Source organism: Burkholderia sp. 572 (genome assembly GCF_040545135.1).
Taxonomy (GTDB): domain Bacteria; phylum Pseudomonadota; class Gammaproteobacteria; order Burkholderiales; family Burkholderiaceae; genus Burkholderia; species Burkholderia cepacia.
In genome coordinates this window covers 19,658-38,634 of sequence record NZ_JBEPLH010000013.1, presented here as the reverse complement: position 1 = coordinate 38,634, position 18,977 = coordinate 19,658, and the positions used below count along the sequence as shown (strand labels likewise).

18 protein-coding genes are annotated in these 18,977 nt (G+C 68.8%); 7 read left to right on the top strand and 11 right to left on the bottom strand.

Going from position 1 to position 18,977, the window contains the following annotated elements:
• Positions 1 to 23 precede the first annotated feature (23 nt).
• A complete protein-coding gene (locus tag ABIC51_RS24250; RefSeq protein WP_027788615.1) occupies positions 24 to 1,364 on the bottom strand; it encodes an MFS transporter in 1,341 nt (446 codons plus the stop codon).
• Between the two features lie 177 nt (positions 1,365 to 1,541).
• Here ABIC51_RS24250 and ABIC51_RS24245 point away from each other — a divergent pair, with 177 nt between their 5' ends.
• The 3 genes from ABIC51_RS24245 to ABIC51_RS24235 all read left to right on the top strand — a co-directional run bounded on the left by ABIC51_RS24245 (position 1,542) and on the right by ABIC51_RS24235 (position 3,862).
• Positions 1,542 to 1,757 carry a hypothetical protein gene (locus tag ABIC51_RS24245; RefSeq protein WP_226129803.1) on the top strand — a complete coding sequence of 72 codons (216 nt, stop codon included), beginning with the start codon at positions 1,542 to 1,544 and terminating at the stop codon, positions 1,755 to 1,757.
• Positions 1,758 to 1,880: 123 nt separating this feature from the next.
• Complete coding sequence (locus ABIC51_RS24240) at positions 1,881 to 2,507, top strand: DUF2239 family protein (protein WP_146253976.1); 627 nt, start codon at positions 1,881 to 1,883, stop codon at positions 2,505 to 2,507.
• Between the two features lie 17 nt (positions 2,508 to 2,524).
• The gene (locus tag ABIC51_RS24235) at positions 2,525 to 3,862 is read left to right on the top strand and encodes a carotenoid oxygenase family protein (RefSeq protein ID WP_354006658.1); all 1,338 of its coding nucleotides are present in this window, start codon (positions 2,525 to 2,527) and stop codon (positions 3,860 to 3,862) included.
• Positions 3,863 to 3,875: 13 nt separating this feature from the next.
• On the opposite strand, the gene ABIC51_RS24230 is transcribed toward ABIC51_RS24235, so the two are convergent.
• Genes ABIC51_RS24230 through ABIC51_RS24215 form a run of 4 tightly spaced genes read right to left on the bottom strand, consistent with a single transcriptional unit; the run spans position 3,876 to position 8,138 of the window.
• Positions 3,876 to 5,042 (bottom strand): ABC transporter permease, encoded by a 1,167-nt coding sequence (locus ABIC51_RS24230; protein ID WP_060062363.1) that lies wholly within the window; start codon positions 5,040 to 5,042, stop codon positions 3,876 to 3,878.
• An 8-nt stretch (positions 5,043 to 5,050) separates the two neighbouring features.
• Complete coding sequence (locus tag ABIC51_RS24225) at positions 5,051 to 6,205, bottom strand: ABC transporter permease (RefSeq protein WP_354006657.1); 1,155 nt, start codon at positions 6,203 to 6,205, stop codon at positions 5,051 to 5,053.
• Between the two features lie 21 nt (positions 6,206 to 6,226).
• Complete coding sequence (locus ABIC51_RS24220) at positions 6,227 to 6,925, bottom strand: ABC transporter ATP-binding protein (RefSeq protein WP_027788609.1); 699 nt, start codon at positions 6,923 to 6,925, stop codon at positions 6,227 to 6,229.
• Between the two features lie 7 nt (positions 6,926 to 6,932).
• A complete protein-coding gene (locus ABIC51_RS24215; RefSeq protein ID WP_222211272.1) occupies positions 6,933 to 8,138 on the bottom strand; it encodes an efflux RND transporter periplasmic adaptor subunit in 1,206 nt (401 codons plus the stop codon).
• A 371-nt stretch (positions 8,139 to 8,509) separates the two neighbouring features.
• Here ABIC51_RS24215 and ABIC51_RS24210 point away from each other — a divergent pair, with 371 nt between their 5' ends.
• On the top strand, positions 8,510 to 8,743 hold the full coding sequence (locus ABIC51_RS24210) for an invasion associated locus B family protein (RefSeq protein ID WP_027788607.1): 234 nt from the start codon (positions 8,510 to 8,512) through the stop codon (positions 8,741 to 8,743).
• Between the two features lie 79 nt (positions 8,744 to 8,822).
• Here the strand turns inward: ABIC51_RS24210 and ABIC51_RS24205 are convergent, their stop codons facing one another.
• Positions 8,823 to 9,602, bottom strand: coding sequence for a Mut7-C RNAse domain-containing protein (locus ABIC51_RS24205; protein WP_146253973.1), 780 nt, complete (start codon positions 9,600 to 9,602; stop codon positions 8,823 to 8,825).
• Between the two features lie 9 nt (positions 9,603 to 9,611).
• Between ABIC51_RS24205 and ABIC51_RS24200 the strand changes: the two genes are divergently transcribed.
• Both ABIC51_RS24200 and ABIC51_RS24195 read left to right on the top strand, forming a co-directional pair.
• Positions 9,612 to 10,568: an NAD(P)-dependent oxidoreductase gene (locus tag ABIC51_RS24200; RefSeq protein ID WP_306304901.1), complete on the top strand. Its 957-nt coding sequence runs from the start codon at positions 9,612 to 9,614 to the stop codon at positions 10,566 to 10,568.
• A 75-nt stretch (positions 10,569 to 10,643) separates the two neighbouring features.
• A complete protein-coding gene (locus tag ABIC51_RS24195) occupies positions 10,644 to 11,285 on the top strand; it encodes a LysE family translocator (protein WP_027788604.1) in 642 nt (213 codons plus the stop codon).
• 76 nt (positions 11,286 to 11,361) lie between these two features.
• Here the strand turns inward: ABIC51_RS24195 and ABIC51_RS24190 are convergent, their stop codons facing one another.
• The gene (locus ABIC51_RS24190) at positions 11,362 to 12,657 is read right to left on the bottom strand and encodes an MFS transporter (protein WP_354006656.1); all 1,296 of its coding nucleotides are present in this window, start codon (positions 12,655 to 12,657) and stop codon (positions 11,362 to 11,364) included.
• Between the two features lie 97 nt (positions 12,658 to 12,754).
• Here ABIC51_RS24190 and ABIC51_RS24185 point away from each other — a divergent pair, with 97 nt between their 5' ends.
• Positions 12,755 to 13,684, top strand: coding sequence for a LysR family transcriptional regulator (locus ABIC51_RS24185; protein ID WP_060175006.1), 930 nt, complete (start codon positions 12,755 to 12,757; stop codon positions 13,682 to 13,684).
• A gap of 183 nt (positions 13,685 to 13,867) precedes the next feature.
• Here the strand turns inward: ABIC51_RS24185 and ABIC51_RS24180 are convergent, their stop codons facing one another.
• From ABIC51_RS24180 to argC, 4 genes are all read right to left on the bottom strand, one after another.
• Entirely contained in the window at positions 13,868 to 14,701 is an 834-nt protein-coding gene (locus tag ABIC51_RS24180) for an OmpW/AlkL family protein (RefSeq protein ID WP_027788601.1), read from the bottom strand.
• 18 nt (positions 14,702 to 14,719) lie between these two features.
• Complete coding sequence (locus ABIC51_RS24175) at positions 14,720 to 15,970, bottom strand: DUF2957 domain-containing protein (protein ID WP_027788600.1); 1,251 nt, start codon at positions 15,968 to 15,970, stop codon at positions 14,720 to 14,722.
• 139 nt (positions 15,971 to 16,109) lie between these two features.
• Complete coding sequence (locus ABIC51_RS24170) at positions 16,110 to 17,543, bottom strand: DUF2957 domain-containing protein (RefSeq protein ID WP_124544860.1); 1,434 nt, start codon at positions 17,541 to 17,543, stop codon at positions 16,110 to 16,112.
• Positions 17,544 to 17,980: 437 nt separating this feature from the next.
• On the bottom strand, positions 17,981 to 18,931 hold the full coding sequence (gene argC / locus ABIC51_RS24165; protein ID WP_027788598.1) for an N-acetyl-gamma-glutamyl-phosphate reductase: 951 nt from the start codon (positions 18,929 to 18,931) through the stop codon (positions 17,981 to 17,983).
• Positions 18,932 to 18,977: the final 46 nt, after the last annotated feature.

The window sequence follows — 18,977 nt, the reverse complement described above, 5'->3', positions numbered from 1 at the left end:
TGGGCCGGCGCGGCCCGCGCCGTTCATCGAAGCTCGACGCGGCGGATCTCGCCGACGACGAACACGTAGCAGATCACCGCGACGAGCGCGTGCGCGACCACATAGACGAGCGCGCCGTTGAACGAGCCGCTGCGGTCGACGATGTAGCCGATCGCGATCGGCGTCGTGATGCTGGAGAGATTGCCGCACGTGTTGAGCAGCGCGCCGCTCAATCCCGCGATCTGGCGCGGGGCGGTGTCGGCGTTGACGGCCCAGCCGAGCGCGCCGAGTCCCTTGCCGAAGAACGACAGCGCCATGAACAGCACGACGAGCACGTGCGAATCGGTGTAGTTGCAGACGATCATCGACATCGACAGCAGCATGCCGAACACGATCGGCACCTTGCGCGCGACCGACAGCGAGCGGCCCTGCCTGAGCAGCGCATCGGACACGATGCCGCCGAGAATCCCGCCGAGGAACCCGCACACGGCCGGGATCGACGCGACGAGCCCCGCGTTGAGGATCGACATCCCGCGCGCCTGCACGAGATAGACGGGAAACCACGTGATGAAGAAATAGGTGAGCGCGTTGATGCAGTACTGCGCGACGTACACGCCGACCAGCATCCTGTTCCTCAGCAGCGCCTTCACGTGACGCATCGACGGGCCGCCGTCGCGGCCGCCCGTCGCCTGGTCGATGTTGACGAGCGCACCGCCTTCGGCGAGGTAGTCGAGTTCCGCGCGGTTGATGGTCGGGTGGTCCTTCGGGTCGTACATCGTGCGGTTCCACACCAGGACGAACGCGAAGCCGAGCACGCCCATCACCGCGAACACCGACTGCCAGCCGAACGCGTGCACGAGCCAGCCCATCAGCGGCGCGAACACGACGGTCGCCGCGTACTGCGCGGCATTGAAGATCGCCGATGCGGTGCCGCGTTCGGCGGCCGGGAACCACGCGGACACGATCCGGCTGTTGGCCGGGAAGGAAGGCGCTTCGGCTGCGCCGACCAGGAAGCGCAGCCCGAACAGCAGCGCGAACGCGGCCGCGCCGCCGAAAAAGCCGATCGTGCCCTGCAGCAGCGTGAACAGCGACCAGAAGAAGATGCTGAACGCATAGACGATGCGCGATCCATAACGGTCCAGCAGCCAGCCGCCCGGCAGCTGCGCGACCACGTACGACCAGCCGAATGCGGAGAAGATGAAGCCGATCTGCACGTGGCTCAGGTGCAGTGCGCGGGCGAGGCTCGGGCCCGCGATCGCGATCGCGGCGCGATCCGCGTAGTTGATCGTCGTGACCGCGAACAGGACGGCCAGCACCAGCCAGCGCACGCGGGTGCGCCGGGCCGTTGCCGACGCGGACGCCGGCAGCGCGTGAAGCGGATTCATGACTGTCTCCTCCGAAGGGCGGAAGGTGCCGTCGTGCGGCTGGCGCGTCGAAAGCGCGCGTTTCTGGGTGACGGTGCTGCCGGCCGGAGGCCGGACGCCGAGGCCCGTGCGAGCCGGAGCGGGGCGTCCGGATCATTCTGTCATGTCGATATTTGCGCTTTCATGCCAATTACTGACTTGATCGATTCAGTCTTTGAATCGATCGGCCGCGACGCGTTCCCGCGCATCGCCGCGCTGCGGGCGCGGCTCGCCGACGATGCCGGCGTGCGATTCGCGCACGCCGTCGAGGAAGGCCTGCCGCTGCCGGCTTCGTCGGCGTTCGGAGGCCATGTGTCGCTCGGCGACGTGCTCGCGAGCGTGCGCGGCGCGGCGACGCCGGCACTGAAGAACTGACCGCGCCACGCGGTCGCCCGCACGGCGGGAGGCTGGCGATATTTTTACCCGGATGATATTGACATTCAATTTATACCCGGATAAAAATAGCGCCATTCCGATTCCTGCCTGCAGGCGACCACGATGACAACCTCCACGCTTCTTCCTTCGTACACGGTGTTCGACGGCCACCGGCGGCTCGCGACGGGCCCGCTCGTGTCGGTCGCGCTCGCGGCCCGGGAGGCCGGCGACGCGGCCGCCGGCACGATCCTGATCTTCGACGACGCGACCGGCCGCTCGATCGACCTCGACCTGCGCGGCACGCCGGACGAGATCCGCGCGCGCTTCGCGCCGCCGTCGGGCGACGACGCATCCGCGGCCGTCGGCGAGCCGGCCGGCGCGGGCGAACCGCGCGGCCGCGGCCGGCCGAAGCTCGGCGTCGTGTCGCGCGAGGTCACGCTGCTGCCGCGTCACTGGGAATGGCTTGCCGCGCAGCCGGGCGGCGCGTCCGTCGCATTGCGCAAGCTCGTCGAGGACGCGCGGCGCACGCATGCGGCGGCCGATCGTCTGCGCGACGCGCAGGCGCGCGCCTACCACTTCATGTCGGCGATGGCGGGCGACCTGCCCGGTTTCGAGGAGGCCGCGCGCGCGCTGTATGCGAACGACCTGGCGCGGCTCGCCGGGCTGATCGCCGGCTGGCCGGACGACGTGCGCGACCATGCGCTCGCACTGGCGCGCGGCGTTCTGCCGCCGTCCACCGACGACTGCTGAAAGGAGCTTCCGACGCAATGACCGTATTCGACCTGAACCGTGGCGCGATTGCGCCGGTGGCCGACGAGGCCGATCTCGTCGACCTGCGCGTGACCGGCGCCGTCCCGCACGATCTCGACGGCACGTTGCTGCGCAACGGCCCGAATCCGCCGGGCGGCCGCTTCGAAGGGAACGACATGCTGTCGTGGTGGCCGGAAGCCGCGATGCTGCACGCGATCGCGTTCGAAGGCGGCCGCGCGACCGGCTACCGCAACCGCTGGGCACGCACGCAGCGCTGGGCCGCGGTGCATGCACCCGGGCAGGCGCCGCATCTTCCCGACACCAATCCGAACGTGAACGTGCTGCAGCATGCGGGCGAATTGCTCGCGCTGGCCGAGGGCGGCGCGCCGCTCGCGATCACGGCCGCGCTCGATTCGCTCGGCGCGCCGGCGCGGCACGCGGGCCTTGGCGGCGGGATGACCGCGCATCCGAAGGTCGATCCGGTAACGGGCGAGCTGATTGCTTTTCGAGCGGACTGGCGTGCGCCGTGGCTGCGCTACGGCGTGGCCGACGCGCAGGGCGTGCAGCGCGTCGAGATCGAAATCGACCTGAACGCGCCGTCAATGATGCACGACCTCGCGATCACCGAAACCCGCAGCCTGCTGCTCGACCTGAACGTCGGCTACGACTTCTCGCTGCTGAAGCAGGGCCACCGGATGCCGCTGCGCTGGCACGACGACCGGCCCGCGCGCATCGGCGTGATCCCGCGCCACGGCGGCGCGGTGCGCTGGTTCGGCATCGAGCCGTGCTTCATCCAGCACGTCGTGAACGCGTACGACTGCGACGCGTCGTGCATCGTGCTCGATGCGGTGCGTTATCCGTGGTTCCTGCGGCTCGACGCGCGCACGGGCCGCTTCGCCGACAACCCGGTCGGCGAGCTGTGGCGCTACGTGATCGATACGGCGAACGGGCTGATCGACGAAGGGCCGCTCGCCGACGGCGGCATCGAGATGCCGCGCATCAACGAAAGCCGCACGGGGCGCCGCTACCGCTACCTGTATGCGGTGGAACAGCCGAACAATGCGGAAATGCGCGGCGTGATGCGCTTCGACCACGCGAGCGGCACGACGACGCGCTATGCGGTGCCGGCCGGCGACCAGAACAGCGAGCCGGTGTTCGTGCCGCGCCCGGGCGGCGTCGACGAGGACGACGGCTGGCTGCTGGTGATGGTCTACCGCGCGGCGATGGATACCAGCGACGTCGTGATCCTCGATGCGCGCGCGATCGACGCGGGGCCGGTCGCGACCGTGCACCTGCCGCGCCGCGTGCCGGCCGGGTTCCACGGCGCGTGGGTGCCGCGCGAGCGTCGAACGTGAGCGGCTGCGCGCGTCACTGCGCGCGCAGCGCGTCGACGATCTTGAGCCGCGCGGCGCGCATCGCCGGCAGGAACCCGCCGACGAGCCCCATCACGAGCGAGAACAGCAGCGTCTTCACGACGATCGCGGGCGTCAGCACGAAGCGGAACGACAGGTCCGCGAAGGTCTGGAAGTTGGTCGTCGAGAACGACGCGAACTGCATCAGCGACGCGCACGCGAGCCCCGCGACGCCGCCGACGAAGCCGAGCAGCAGCGCTTCCAGCAGGAACGCGGCGAGCACGTTCGTGCGCTTGAAGCCGAGCGCGCGCAGCGTGCCGATCTCGGCGACGCGGTTCGCGACCGATGCGTACATCGTGATCATCGCGCCGATCATCGCGGCGATCGAGAAGATCGTCGACAGCGTGATGCCGAGGATGTTGATGAACTTCGACAGCGCCTTCGACTGGTCGCCGTAGAAGGTCTGCTCGCGTTTCGCCTCGTCGGTCAGCCGCGGGTCGACGTCGATGTCGGCCTTGAAGCGCGCGAAGCCGTCGGCGCTCGGGATGCGCAGCACCATCGACGAATAGCTGGTGCGCCGGAACGACTGCATCAGCTGGTCGACGTCGCCCCAGATCTCCGAATCGAAGCCGCTGCCGCCCGCGTCGAAGATGCCGACGATGGTCCAGTCGCGTTGCGCGAAATGCAGGCTGTCGCCGAGCTGCGTGCCGCTGAAGCCTTTCGCGATCGCGCTGCCGACGATGATTTCCGACGAGCCGGGCGCGAACATGCGGCCGGCGGCGAGTGTCACGTGCGGGCGCAGCGCGAGGCCGGCCGGCGACACGCCGCGGATCACGACGTTCGACGGCTTGCCGGTCGACGTCTTCACCAGCGAGATCAGCACGACCGCTTCCTTCGACACGAGCGGCCGGCCGTCGGGGCCGGGCGCGACGGCCGGGTGCATCTCGAGCGCATTGGCCTGCTGATGGTCGATCGAGCTCTGGATCTCGGTTTCGGCGCCCTTGCGGATCACCACCGCGTTGTCGGGTTCGCCGGTCGAGACGAGCGTCTTCGTGAGCCCCGCGTCGAGCATCTGCACCGTCGCGAACACGAAGATCACGAGCGCCATCCCGCCGGCGGTCAGCGCGGTGGTGAGCCGCCGGGTCCACAGGTTGCGCGCGATGTAGTTGAGCGGGATGGCCATGCGTGTCGTTATCCGATCGCCCGCAGGCCTTCGACCACACGCACGCGCGCCGCCTGCCACGCCGGCACGATCGCGGCCGCGAAGCCGACCGCGACCGAGCACACGGCCTGCAGCGCGACCGTCCCGGTCGACACCTTGAACACCGGGAAGATGCCGCCTGCCGCCTGCTTGAACAGGCTCGCGGCGGGCGGTGTCGCGAGGATCCCGAGCCCGCCGCCGGCCACCGCGATCACGACCGATTCGCCGAACACGATCAGCGCGAGGAATCCGGGGCCGAAGCCGAGCGCCTTCAGCGTCGCGTATTCGGCCGTGCGTTCGCGCGCGCTCATCGCCATCGCGTTCGCCATCACGGCCATGATGATCAGGATCACCACGTACGACACCAGGCGGATCGCCGCGATGATCTGGTTCGACATCGCGACGAAGCCGAGCTGGAACGCCTGCTCGGTTTCGGTCAGCGTCTCGGCGAGCGAGTTCCTGAACACCGCGTCGACGTTGCGTGCGATCGCCGCGCCGTCGTCGGGGTTCGCGACGCCGAGCACGAATACGCCGACCTGGTCGGCCTGCTTCGGCGTGCGCTGCCGCACCGTCTCGTTCAGGTATTCCCAGTGAAACACCAGCTGGCGCGTGATCGTCGAATCGTCGCGGCCGTCGAGAATCCCGCGCACGACGAAGTCCCACGTACCCGGATAGATCGTGCCCTTCAGCGGGATCACGTCGCCGACCTTGAAGCCGAACTGATCCGCGAGCTGGCGCCCGACCAGGCAGCCGCGCCGGTCGCGGTTGTAGTCGGCGCGCTGCTGCCCGGGCACGATGAATTCCGGGTACAGGTCGAGGTAGTTGTCCGATACCGCGAAGCTCGCGAAGAAGTTCTTTGGGTCGCGGTAGATGCCGCCGAACCAGTTCGAGCGGACCACGGCCGTCACGCCTTCGACGCCGCGGATCCGGTTCTCGTAGCTCACGGGCAGCGGAAACACGAGCGAGATCGCGTTGCGCGTGACGAGCCGCCCGCTGGACGCGGCGGCCGCGCCCGCGTACCACGCGTCGACCACCGTATGCAGCAGCCCGAACGCGAGCACCGCGATGGTGAGCCCGAGCACGGTCAGCAGCGTGCGCAGCCGGTGCCGCAGCGCGTTGCGCGCGATCAGCTTCAGCACGTACATCGCGCGCGCTCCCGCAGCCGGTCAGCCGGCGTGCCCATCGATCAGCTCCCCTTTTTCCAGGTGCACGAGCGAGCGCGCGGCGCCGGCCGCGTGCGCGTCGTGGGTCACCATGATGATCGTCTTGCCGAGCTCGGCGTTCATCCGCTGCAGCATCGCGAGCACGTCGGTGGCCGACGCGCGGTCGAGGTCGCCGGTCGGCTCGTCGGCGACGATCAGCACGGGGTCGGTGATCAGCGCGCGCGCGATCGCGACGCGCTGCTGCTGGCCGCCCGACAGCTCGGACGGGTAGTGGCTCGTGCGGTCGCCGAGGTTCACCATGTCGAGCACGAGCTCGACGCGCTCGCGCCGCTCGCGGCGCGACAGGTGCGTGAGCATCAGCGGCAGCTCGACGTTCTCGAACGCGGTGAGCACCGGCATCAGGTTGTAGAACTGGAAGATGAAGCCGACGTTCGCCGCGCGCCATTCGGCCAGTTGCGCCTCCGCGAGCAGCGAGATGTCGAGCCCGCCCACGCGCAGCTCGCCGCTGTCGGGCCGGTCGATGCCGGCCACGAGGTTCAGCAGCGTGCTCTTGCCGGAGCCGGACGGCCCCATCAGCGCGACGAAGTCGCCTTCGCCGATGTCGAGCGTGATGTCGGTCAGCACGGGCACGATCTGGTTGCCGCGCCGGTACGACTTCGCGACGTGGCTGAGCTCGACGAGGGGCGGCGGGGCGTCGTTCACGCGTGCGCTACTTCTTCGCGACGGTCACTTTCGCGCCGTCCTTCAGCTTCGTGCCCGGCGCGAGCACGACCGTGTCGCCGGGCTTCACGCCGCGGATCGCGACGAGCTCGCCGATCCGCATGCCGGCGGTCACGGCCGTTGCATGCACGACGTCGTCCTTCACGACGAACACGACCGGCCGGCCGTCGCGCTCGACCACCGCGCTCGCCTGCACGGCCGTCACGGGCTGCCGGTCCTGCGCCGACACCGGCTTCGACAGGAACGCGATCTTCGCGCTCATGTCGGGCAGCACGCGCTCGTCGCGGTCGACGAAGCGCACCTTCACGAGCACGGTGGCCTTCGAGCGGTCGACGGTCGGCACGATGCGCGACACGCGGCCCGCGAAGCGCATGTCGGGCAGCGCGTCGAGCTGGATCTCGCACGGCTGCTCGGCGCGGATCTTCGCGATGTTCGATTCGGCGACGTCGGCCTCGACCTCGAGCGTGTCCATGTCGGCGATCGTCACGACCGCGCCCTTGCTGTCCGACGCGGACGAGAACGGCGTGATGTTGTCGCCGACGTTCGCGTGTTTTGCGAGCACGATGCCGTCGAACGGCGCGCGGATCACCGTCTGGTCGACCGCGACCTGCGCGGCCTGCGCGTTGGCCTCGGCGGACGCGATCGCGGCCTGGTCGCTGCTGAGCGATGCGCGCGCCTTGTTCACGCGGGCCGTGTCGATGTCGAGCTGCGCGGCCGGCACGGCGCCCTTCGGCGCGAGCGCCGCGGTGCGGCGGAACGCGATTTCGGCGTCCTTCAGCTCGGCCTGCTGCACGCCGAGGTTCGCGCGGGCGACCTTCACCTGGGCGAGCGCCTGCGAGAGCGACGCCTCGACGTCGCGGCTTTCGAGCCGCGCGATGATTTCGTCCTTCTTCACGCGCGTGCCTTCCAGCACGCCGAGCCATTCGACGCGCCCCTGGCCCTTCGACGCGACTGCGGCCTTGCGCTGCGGCACGACGTAGCCGGTCGCATTGAGCTGCGTGTCGTTCTGGTACGGGTAGGCGGACGTGACGGTGGTGGTATCGACGGCCGGCCGGCCGGTCAGCGCGAGGCCGGCGGCGATCGCGACGATGACGATCGCGGCGGCGGCCGCATAGCGGGGCCACCGGCGCGGGCGGGGCGCCGATGCGAGCGGACGCCGGTCGATCTTCAGTTTGTCCAGATTGTGATCGGGCAATTTGAGCGCCTCGAGACGGCGGCGGCCCCGTATGGGTATTGGGGCCGGCCGCGATCCGGTTTCCGGGGAAAGGGACGGATGGACGCCAGTATAAGCGTCGCCCCGGCGGCGTGCGAGCGCGTTTGCGGCGCGGCGGCGGCGGCGGCCGAACCGGTCACGGACAGGGAAATACGGGTACGCCTCCGGGGAAACCCGAAGGGTGCAAGCAACGTGTCAACTCGCCGCGAATGCGGTGCGTTATGGAACCAGTGCGTCAGGTTTTGTCGCGACGGAACGGCGGAAGCCGGCCTCGCGGCCTGGGGCTCCGATGCGAATGCCTCGCATCTTTACTTACCGGTACGTTTGATTTTTTCTCCGCTAAAGGAAGAACAATGAAGAAGACGCTCGCTTCGATCATCGCTGCAGCATTCGCGCTCGCATCGGTTTCGGCATTCGCACAGGAAGCAGCATCGGCACCGGCAGGCGACACGTCGGCTGCCGCACCCGCCAAGAAGGATCACAGCAAGCCGAAGCACCAGCTGAAGCACCACGGTTCGAAGAAGGGCCAGGCGAAGGCTGCAGCCGCATCGGCCGCCGGCACGAACGACGCAGGCACGCAGAACTGAGCGGCTCGCCGCCACGGCCGGCGTTGCCGGTCATCGGTCGGCCAACCCCGCATGCTCCGGCATGCGGGGTTTTGTTTTTTCAGGCGCCCGATTCGCCCGATTCGCCCGGTTCGTCGAGCCGGACGGGCGGCGGCGCGCGCATCGCGTCGACCACCGTGCGCATGCGCCGCCAGTGCGAGCCTTCCCAGAACACGCGCCGGCACACGTCGCACGCGGCGAAGCGCCGGTGCCGCTGCCGGACGCCGGCCGGCACGCGCGGCGCGGCGGCGGCCGCGTCGAGCGGATGCAGCGGGGCGTTGCAGCGCAGGCATAGCCGGAACGGGTGCATGTGCGGCGCGAGATCGAGCCGCTCGAACAGTTCGCGCAGCTGGTCGGCCGGCTGCAGCGCGTGCAGGTAGCAGCCGCGCTCGACCGCACGCCGCTTGAGCAGCTCGCGGTCGCGGGTCAGCACGATCCGGCCCTCGCGCGCGGCGAGCGCCGCCAGTTCGTCGTCGCGGTAGTGGTTGTCGTAGCAGGTGTCGAAGCCCGCGAGGCGCAGCAGTTGCGCGAGGCCGCCGAGATGCGCGTCGGCGACGAAGCGCCATGGCCCCGGTGGCGGCGCGGCGACTCCGCGGGCTGCCGGTTGCGCGCGCTCCGGAAAGGCTTCGACCCGGTCGCCGTCGTCGAGCGGCCGGTCGAGCGCGGCCGGCGCGTCGTTGATGCACAGCCGGCCGATTTCGGTATGCGGGACGCCGAGCGCCTCGATCGCGTGCTTCACCGTCGCGTCGCGCGCGCAGGCGTGCCCGAACGCGCGGTCGCGCTGCGCGCGCGGGAGAAACGCGTTCAGTTCGTCGTGGAAGCGGAAGGTCGCGATCGCCATGCGCGCAGTATGGCACCGCGCATGGCCGGCCGCGTGCCCTGCAGGCACCCCGCATCTGTGTTTAACTCCCCGCTTCACGGAGCGAAGGAGCGGGAAATGGATCTCGGATTTATCGGGTTGGGCGAAATGGGGCAGGCAATCGCGACGAACCTGCTGAAGGCCGGACACACGGTGCGGGTCTGGAACCGGTCGCGCGAGCGCGCCGAGCCGCTGGCCGCGGTCGGCGCGCAGATCGTCGACACGCCGGCCGACGCGTTTCGCGGCGACGCGGTGTTCTCGATGCTGGCCGACGATGCCGCCGCGCGCGAGATCTTCGACGATGCGCTGCTCGCGCAGGCGCCGCGCGGGCTGATCCACGTCAACATGGCGACCGTGTCGGTCGCGCTGGCCGAATCGCTCGCGCACGCGCATGCGTCGCGCGGCATCCATTACGTCGCCGCGCCGGTGATGGGGCGCCCCGATGTCGCGGCCGCCGCGCGCCTGACGATCATGGCGGGCGGCCCGGCCGAGGCGATCGACCGCGTGCAGCCGCTGTTCGACGCGATCGGCCAGAAGACCTGGCGGTTCGGTTCGCTGCCGCAGCACGCGAACGTCGCGAAGATCGCCGCGAACTTCACGCTCGCGTCGGCGATCGAGACGCTCGGCGAGGCGTCCGCGCTGCTGGGCGCGCACGGCGTCGCGATGCGCGACTTCCTCGACGTGATCACCGGCAGCGTGTTTCCGGGGCCCGTCTACGAGGGTTACGGCTCGATGATCGCCGAGCGGCGCTACGAGCCTGCGCGCTTCAAGGCGCGCCTCGGGCTGAAGGACGTTCGCCTGGCGCTGGAAGCCGGCGACGCCGTGTCGGTGCCGCTGCCGGTGGCGAGCGTCGTGCGCGACAACCTGCTCGACGCGCTTGCGCACGGCGGCGGCGAACAGGATTTCGCGGTGCTCGGCGAAGTCGCGCTGCGCCGCGCGGGCCGCTGATCCGCCCCGCGACAGAAGTCGGGCGCACCGGCATAATCGACGTTTCGTTTTCCTTGCATCGAGGCAGAGGCGTTCATGAACTTGCATACGTGGTGGCTTTTCGTGGCGACGGTGTTCGTCGTGTCGGCGATTCCGGGCCCGAACATGCTGCTGGTGATGACGCACGGCGCGCGCCACGGGCTGCGGCGTTCGGCATGGACGATGGCAGGCTGCCTCTCCGCGCTGGTGCTGATGCTGTCGGTGTCGGCGGCGGGCCTCGGAGCCGTGCTCGAGGCTTGGCCGGCGATGTTCAACACGTTGCGCTTCGCGGGCGCGGCCTACCTGATCTACCTCGGCGTGAAGGCATGGCGCGCACGCGTGGACGACGAGCAGCCTGCCGCCGACGTCGAAACCGTGTCGCGCCAGGCCACGCCGGGATCGCGCGGAGTGCTGTTCCGCAACGGTTTCCTGGTCGCGGGCAGCAACCCGAAGGCGATCCTGTTCGCGGCCGCGCTGCTGCCGCAGTTCATCAACGCGGCCGAGCCGACGCTGCCGCAATTCGGCATTCTCGTCGTCACGTTCGCGGTGATCGAGGTGAGCTGGTATCTCGTCTACGCGTCGTTCGGCACGCGCATCGGCGCGACGCTGAAGAGCCAGAGCGTTGCGAAGATCTTCAACCGGCTGACGGGCGGGCTGTTCGTCGGCTTCGGTGCGATGATGGCGCTGGTCCGTCACTGATTTCGATCCGACACCGGTGCGCCGAACGCCCCGTCCCTCGTGAGAGGGCGGGGCGTTCCGCTTTTTGGGGCTCGCTTCACGCGCGCGGGCGAGTCAACGCCGCTGTGCCGGCGCCGCGTCCGGCCGAGCGCCCGAAGACGGCGGCCGCGCCGGCGAACGCGAACCCGACGCCGCACACCGCGCTCCACCCGCCCCACGCCCACGCACTGCCTGCGAGCGCCGCGCCGAGCGCGCCGCCGATGAAGAACAGCCCGACGAACAGCCCGTTCAGGCGGCCGCGTGCGGCCGGGTTCAGCAGGTTGATCGCGCGGCGGCCGATCGTCTGGTCGACGATCACGCCCGCGTCGAGCAGCGCCGCGCCGCCGGCCAGCAGCGCGAGCGCGAGGCCGCGATGCGCGTGCGCGTCGAAGCCGAACCAGCCCGCACCCGCGATCCCGAGCAGGGCGAGCGCCACGAGCATCGTGCCGTGCGCGATCCGCTGCGCGGCCGGCCCGTGACCGCGGTCGCCGGCGCGGCCCGCGAGCGGCGTGACGATCGCGCCGCTCGCGCCGGCGAACGCGAACCATGCGATCCCGTGCAGGTCGAGGCCGAACGGCGGCTGCGCGAGCCGCAGCCCGACCGCGGTCCAGAATGCGCTGAACGCGGCCATCGCGAGCGCGGCCGACAGCGCATGCCGGCGCAGCACCGGCTCGTCGGCCAGCAGGTGCCCCATCGACGCGAGCAGCGCGCGGTAGCCGGCCGTGATCGACGGCGTGCGCGACGGCAGGCACAGGGCCAGCACGACGGCGATTGCAGCGTTCGCAAGCGCGGCCAGCAGATAGAAGCCACGCCAGCCTGCCGAGCCCGCGATCAGGCTCGCGAGCGGCCGCGACAGCAGGATGCCGAGCATCAGCCCGCTCATCACGTTGCCGACCGCGCGGCCGCGCTGCGCCTCGGGCGCCATCGACGCGGCCATCGGCACGAGCATCTGGATCACGCTCGATGCGCCACCGGCCACGAGGGTGGCGAGCAGGAACACGGTGCCCGAGCGCGTGAATGCGGGCAGCGCGAGTGCAGCCGCGCATGCGGCCAGCGTCGCGACGATCAGGCGGCGGTTCTCGAGCAGGTCGACGAGCGGCACGAGCAGTACGAGCCCGGCCGCGTAGCCGAGCTGCGGCAACATCGCGACGAGGCCGGCAAGGCCGGGCGGCAGATGCAGATCGGCGCTGATCGGGCCCGTCAGCGGTTGCGCGGCGAACAGGTCCATCACGATCACGCCGACCGTCGCGGCGAAGAACAGCGTCATGCCCGCGCTCAACGCGGGCGGCGTGCCGGCGGGCGTGCTTTCGGGCATGCGGACGGCGGCGGGGCAAGGGTTGGCGGGGCAGTTCATCGGAAGCCTGGCGAGTGAGTCGAAGGAGTCCCCATCGTAGGTGTCTGATGTTTATGCGACAATTGAAATATCTCTAACATGATTATGCGAGTTTGTTTTGAATACGCGTGATCTCCAGGCGTTCGTCGCGGTGGTCGACAGCGGGTCGATGGTCGCCGCGGCCGCGAAGCTCCACCTGACGCAGCCGGGCCTGACGCGGCGCGTGCAGAATCTCGAAACGCTGCTCGGCATGTCGCTGCTCGAACGGCAAAGCAAGCCACTGAAGCCGACTGCCGCCGGGCGCGACGTCTACGCGCTCGCGCGCAACGTGCTGGGCGCGGTCGACGAGCTGATGGCGGCGGGCGCGCCGGACAGCGAGCCGTCCGGCGAGCTGCGCATCGGCGTGCCGCCGTTCCTGTCCGAGCTGGCGCTCGAGCAGCCGATCGACCGGCTGCGCGACGCGTTCGGGCGCCTCACGCTGCGCGTGACGGCCGGCTGGTCGCCGGCGCTGATGCAGGGCGTCGAGCGCGGCACGCTCGACGTCGCGGCCGTGATGGTGCCGGCGAGTTCGGTACTGCCCGATACGTTCACGTCGACGCTGCTCGGCACCCAGCCGACGGTGCTCGTCGCCGCGCGCGACTTTCCGCTGCCCGACGGCCCGTTGTCGATCGACATGCTGTCGCGTTTTCCGTGGGTGCTGAGCCAGGACGGCTGCGGGATGCGTTCGGCGCTGAGCCGCACGCTCGGCGCGGCCGGGCTGCCGTTCGACGTCGCGGTCGAGGCATTCGGCTCGGAGCTGCAGCTGTCGCTCGTCGCGCGCGGCGCGGGCATCGGCATCGCCGCGCCGAACGCGCTGGCGCGCAGCGCGCACCGCGACGCGCTGAGGGTGGTGGAAACGGCGGGACTCGAGACGCGGATCAACGTGTGGATCGTGCACGGCGCGCTGCCGGGCCGGCTGGTGCGGCCCGTCGCGCTGCTGCGCGATGCGCTCGGCGAAGTGCTCGACCGGGAAAACAGGGTGGGGTCAGATGCAGTGAAGGCGATCTAGAGTCGGCATTCGAGGGAAAGTCCGTATTTTCTCTACGGAAATGTTGCATTGCGGAAACCGATTCGCTAGAATTGCACCTGTCTCCTCCATGTCTCCTCTGATATGGATTCAGCCCGCCTCTTAGGCGGGCTTTTTTTTGCCTGCGATTTTCCGCGGCATGCCATGCGTCGTCCGTCGCGGCGCTCAGAACTTGTACGTCATCCCGACGTAGCTGATGATCGGGTCAGCCTTCAGGTCCGATTTCGATTCCGAGAGCACCGTGCCGTCGGCCGCCTTGATCGTCACCGTCGACGTCGTCTTCAGCGGGATGTACGTCACCGACGCGATCAGCCCGAAATGCTCGGTCATGTTGTACTGCAGGCCGGCGTTGAACACCGGCTGCCATGACGACGACGCCTTCGCCTCCACCGATGTCGTACCCGGCTTGCCCGCGCCCGCCGCGAGAATCGCGCCGAGGTTGTCCTGGGTCTGCTTGATGAAGTTCGTGTTGAGCTGAAGGTCGCTGAACCAGTTGTACGACACGCCGAGGCCGAGGAACGGCCGGAACTTCGCCGTGGCCTGCCCGAAGTAGTACTGCAGCAGCACGGCCGGGCTCCACTGCCGCACGCTCTTCACGATCGGGTTGACCGACGCGAGCCCGATGTTCTGCGTGCCGAGCGCGCCGGCCGGGCCGGGCGGCCTGATCGTGCCCTGGCCCGACACCTTGAACACCGGCGGCACGCCGGCCACCGACGTGACCGCGATGTGGTCGGTCAGGAAGTGGCTGACCGTCAGGCCGACGGTGTCGGCGCCGCTCGTGTGCAGCCCGGTGCCCGGCGACGTGAACGACGGCGGCAGCCGCAGCGGCGTGTTGATCGGTGTCGGTGCGACGTTGGTCGTCATCGGCGTGCTGCTCTGCTGCGGCATCACGTGGAACCAGCCCAGCGTGACGACGTTGCTGCCGGCGCTCTGCGCGTGCGCCGCGAGCGGCGCCAGCACGGCGGCGCCGGCCGCCGCGCAGAGAAGGGTTTTCTTCATCACGGCATTTCCCTCCGCTTACTGGACGAATGCGCCGATCGTGAAATACGGCGTCGATCCCGCGTTGTCGAGGAAACCGAACACGCCGCCCGAGAAGATGAACTTGCCGGTCGGCGACGTGCTGCCCGAACCCGTGTGGATTGTCGTGACCGTGCCCGGCACCTTCTGCGTGTAGTCCAGGTCGAGCGCGGTCGCGAGCGATGCCTGCGACGGCTGGAACGGATCGAGCAGCGTGGCCTGCTTGTCGATCAGCGCGGTGGTCCGGTAATCGAACTGGCTGTCGACGCCGATGTATTCACCGTTCTGCGAACCGGCCGCGATGGCCGTCTGCGGCGCGAGGATCGAGATGCTCGATTCGTCGTCGGCGGTGAGGCCCGGCACTCCGTTGCTGTCGGGCGTCGGGTTCGGGTTCGCCACCCCGGTGCGCACGAGGATCGGCACGAGCTGGTTGCGCAGCTTGCCGACGATCATGAAGGCCTTGCCCTGCGGCGTCGTCGACAGCGTCGGTTTCAGCTGGCTCGCATAGTTGTTCGACTGGAATGCGCCGCTGCCGTCCGCCGACTGCACGAAGTTCGTGCCTCGCTGCGTGCACGCGCCGCCGGCGAACTGGCCGGTCGAGTCGCACTTGGTCCAGGTGCCGTCGGCGTTGATCGTCACCTTCGCGTCGATCGATGCCGGCGCGAAGTTCTGCGACGGCACTTCACCGAAGCCCGTGTGACTGTACGTGCCCGCCACCTTCGTGATGTCGGTTTCGATCGACGAGAAGCCGATGAACGGGTAGTACGGGAATTTCGTGTCGGGCACCGCGGCCTGGCCGAGCACGCCGTTGAACTGGATCTCCTTGCCGGGAATCGTGCCGCCCGCGACGCCCATGCCGACGAAGATGCGCGCCGGGCGCGACGGATCGAGGCTCGCGCCGTTCAGGCGGAATGCGCACTGGTTCAGCTTGTTGGTCGGCAGCAGCGTTTCCTGCGTGAGCGTGCCGCTGTCGACGGTGCCCGCGCGGGTCGGCACGACGGTGCCGGTCGTTTGCGGAACCGGCGATTCGACATAGGTGACCTGCCAGGTCATCTTGGTCGTGTCGAGCTGGACCTTGGCGAGCTCGCCGCTGCCCGCGCCGCCCGTAAACACGGTGGTGTAGTCGAGCGAGGCAGGGCAGAGCCGGTCTTCGACGAGCGGGGGCGGATTGTCGCCGCCGCTGCCGCTGCCGCCGCAGGCAGAAAGAAGGGGGGCGGCAAGGGCCGCCGCCAGAATGAGGTTGCGCTTCATGTTGCTCCTCCAGATTTGTCTTGTGCGGCGGCCAGCTCCCTGTCGGCCGCTTCTGTTGCTTGTGCTCGTCCTGCTTGCGCCGTGCCGCGCGCTCGTGCGTCACGCGACGGCGGCCAGCCCGCCGTCGCGTCCTCGTCCGCTACTTGCTGATCTGCGCGCCCACGCCGAAGTACGGTGTCGACGAAGTCGTCGAGTTCGCCGACGTCGACGTGACGCCGCCGTTCACCGTGCCCTGGATCAGCGCCGCGTACAGCCCGCCCGTCGCGATCACGACGCCAGTTGCGGACGGGTAGTTCGTGCCGGGCGGCGGCTTCGGCGTCGTCGTCGCGTTCAGCAGGCCCGGCGTCGCCTGGCCGTAGTCGAGCGAGAAGCCGTCTTCCTCGACCTGCGTGCTCGGGTTGATGAACGACGCGTTGCTGCCGCGGATCAGGGCCGCCGTGTACTTGAAGTTCGAGTCCGCGCCCGCGTAGCCGCCGTCGATCGCGCCCGACTGGATCGCCGTTGCCGCACCGAGCACCGCGATGCCCGATTCGTCGTCGACCTGCGCGTCGGTATGCAGCGGCGGCGTGCCGAGGTTCACGTTGCCCGTACGCACGATCACCGGCACCGTCGCGCCGTTGAGCTGGCCGATCACCATATGCGCGGTGGCCGACTTGCCGGTCGCGCCGACGATCGGCAATTGCGTCTGCGGCAGCGTCTGCGGCGCCTTCGTGCTGTCGAAGTAGCCGCCGTTCGCGCTCGTCTTCCACGGGTCGCCGGTCGTCTGGCAGCCGCCCGCGCCGCTCGACGTGCACGCGCCGTTCGCATCGAACGTCTCGCTCGAGTTCGTGCCTTTCGTCGCGTAGTCGCCCGACGGCACCAGGTGGTAGATCAGCGCGTTGTACGTGCCCGGCAGCTTCGACAGGTCGGTCGTCGTGTTCGCGAAGCCGAGGAACGGATAGAAGTCGAAGTGACGGTTCGGCACCTTGCCGACGTCCTTTGCCACCACGATCGGGCCGATGGCGATCGTCAGCCCGTCGTACTGGATCGTCGCGCCGGGAATGCCGCCGCCCGCGACGCCCATGCCGACCAGCAGCATCGGCGGGTTCGCCCGGTTGAAGTCGGCGGCCGTCGAGTACGTGGCGCCGCCCGGCGCCTTGCCCGTGCCCGGCGTGAGGATGAACGCGCAGCGCGTCTGCTCGGCGGTTGGCAGCGTGCCGGTCGGCGGGTGCATGACCGCACCGGTGATCGTCGTGCCGGCGCGGCTCGGCGTGACCGTGCCGGTCGCGAGCGGAATCGGCGATTCGAGCCACTTGAGCGTGTAGGTCATCGCCACGGCGTCGATGTTGACGCTGACGATCTCGCCGCTACCGGCGCCGCCGAGGTACGTGCTCTTCACGATGTCCGCGTTGGCCGGGCACAGCGCGCCGTTGACGGGCTGCGAAGGCGGCGGCCCTTGCGTGCCGCAGCTCGATCCGGAACATTGGGGCGCATTGATCGGCGCGGGTGCGCCGCCGTCCCCCCCACCACATGCAACCAGGAAAGGGGCAATGGCAAAGGCCGTTGCCACCCCCTTCGATAAGGCGTGCGACATGCCGCTGTCTCCAATCGTTTAATTGTGCGAGCTAATGTCGCTGCCTGGATTTTTGCTGTCAATTGATGAACCCGTCTAAAAAAGGCGATTGAAACGGGCATCGTGTTTTGAATCCTTGTCTGACACGGTATTCAGTAAGAATTAAAACGTGCGACAGGCTGCCTGAAGCTGCCGGAGAGGGGAATGTGCGACGCCGGACAGGCCGGCGAAGAGCCTTCCTACGTATAACGGCAGCGTTTAAAGCGGTCGGTATCCGGTTTATCCCTATTCGGGATTGACTGGATAAAGAGGGGGTGGAATTAATTCACTGGTAATCGCGCAATCGAAAGCTTGTAAATATTTGTAAATGCGCGATCGGTAATTTTTTTATATATTGCGTGATACCGGTAAATAAAAAGCCGGCCAGTGGCCGGCTTTGCATTGCATGCGATGTTGAATCAGCGTTTGAGACCCGCATCCTCGGCCGCGCCGATGTTCAGGTTCATGCACTGGATTGCGGCGCCCGATGCGCCCTTGCCGAGGTTGTCGAGGCGCGCGACCGTGACGAAGCGCTCTTCGTTGCCGAACACGAACAGGTCGACACGGTTCGTGTCGTTGTTCGCCTGCACGTCGAAGAAGCCGCCGTCGAGGTTCGCGTCCGCATCGAACGGCGCGACGCGCACGAAGGCTTCGTCCGCGTAGTACTCGGCGAACACGCGCTGCACGTCCTGCGGCGTCGCGCGTTTCGCGAGCTGCCCGGGCGTGAAGTAGGTCGTCACCGCGAGGCCCTTCAGGAACGGGCCGACGATCGGCGTGAAGATCGGCGGGTTCGCGAGGCCCGTGTGCGCGGCCATTTCCGGCAGGTGCTTGTGCGTGAGGCCGAGCGCGTACGGGCGCGGGCTCGCGAGTTTGCCGCCCGGCGCCGCGCTTTCGTAGTCGGCGATCATCGACTTGCCGCCGCCGCTGTAGCCGGTGATCGAGTAGCTGTGCGCGGCGAACGTCGGTGCGACGATGCCCGCATCGACGAGCGGACGCATCGCGAGCACGAAGGCCGATGCATGGCAGCCCGGCACCGCGATGCGCTTCGACGTGCGAATCTTATCGCGCTGCGCGCGGGTCAGTTCCGGCAGGCCGTAGGCCCAGTCGGCGCTGGTGCGGAACGCGGTGCTCGCGTCGATCAGCGTCGTGTTCGGGTTCTCGACGAGCGACGCCGATTCGCGCGACGCGACATCCGGCAGGCACAGGAACGTGACGTCCGACGCGTTGATCAGGCGGCGGCGCTCTTCGACGTCCTTGCGCTTCGCTTCATCGATGCGCAGGATCTCGATGTCGCTGCGTGCCGACAGGTATTCGAAGATCTTGAGGCCGGTCGTGCCTTCCTGGCCGTCGACAAAAACTTTGGTGCTCATTTCGCTCTCACTGAATGAAACGGGGCCCGCGCCCTGAATCCGCCAT

Coding starts and splice junctions, on each gene's coding strand:
- ABIC51_RS24210 (WP_027788607.1), top strand. CDS start 8,510: ATGAAGAAGACGCTCGCTTCGATCATCGCTGCAGCATTCGCGCTCGCA.
- ABIC51_RS24235 (WP_354006658.1), top strand. CDS start 2,525: ATGACCGTATTCGACCTGAACCGTGGCGCGATTGCGCCGGTGGCCGAC.
- ABIC51_RS24175 (WP_027788600.1), bottom strand. CDS start 15,970: ATGAAGCGCAACCTCATTCTGGCGGCGGCCCTTGCCGCCCCCCTTCTT.
- ABIC51_RS24195 (WP_027788604.1), top strand. CDS start 10,644: ATGAACTTGCATACGTGGTGGCTTTTCGTGGCGACGGTGTTCGTCGTG.
- argC (WP_027788598.1), bottom strand. CDS start 18,931: ATGAGCACCAAAGTTTTTGTCGACGGCCAGGAAGGCACGACCGGCCTC.
- ABIC51_RS24250 (WP_027788615.1), bottom strand. CDS start 1,364: ATGAATCCGCTTCACGCGCTGCCGGCGTCCGCGTCGGCAACGGCCCGG.
- ABIC51_RS24180 (WP_027788601.1), bottom strand. CDS start 14,701: ATGAAGAAAACCCTTCTCTGCGCGGCGGCCGGCGCCGCCGTGCTGGCG.
- ABIC51_RS24240 (WP_146253976.1), top strand. CDS start 1,881: ATGACAACCTCCACGCTTCTTCCTTCGTACACGGTGTTCGACGGCCAC.
- ABIC51_RS24200 (WP_306304901.1), top strand. CDS start 9,612: ATGGCACCGCGCATGGCCGGCCGCGTGCCCTGCAGGCACCCCGCATCT.
- ABIC51_RS24205 (WP_146253973.1), bottom strand. CDS start 9,602: ATGGCGATCGCGACCTTCCGCTTCCACGACGAACTGAACGCGTTTCTC.
- ABIC51_RS24190 (WP_354006656.1), bottom strand. CDS start 12,657: ATGAACTGCCCCGCCAACCCTTGCCCCGCCGCCGTCCGCATGCCCGAA.
- ABIC51_RS24170 (WP_124544860.1), bottom strand. CDS start 17,543: ATGTCGCACGCCTTATCGAAGGGGGTGGCAACGGCCTTTGCCATTGCC.
- ABIC51_RS24230 (WP_060062363.1), bottom strand. CDS start 5,042: ATGGCCATCCCGCTCAACTACATCGCGCGCAACCTGTGGACCCGGCGG.
- ABIC51_RS24225 (WP_354006657.1), bottom strand. CDS start 6,205: ATGTACGTGCTGAAGCTGATCGCGCGCAACGCGCTGCGGCACCGGCTG.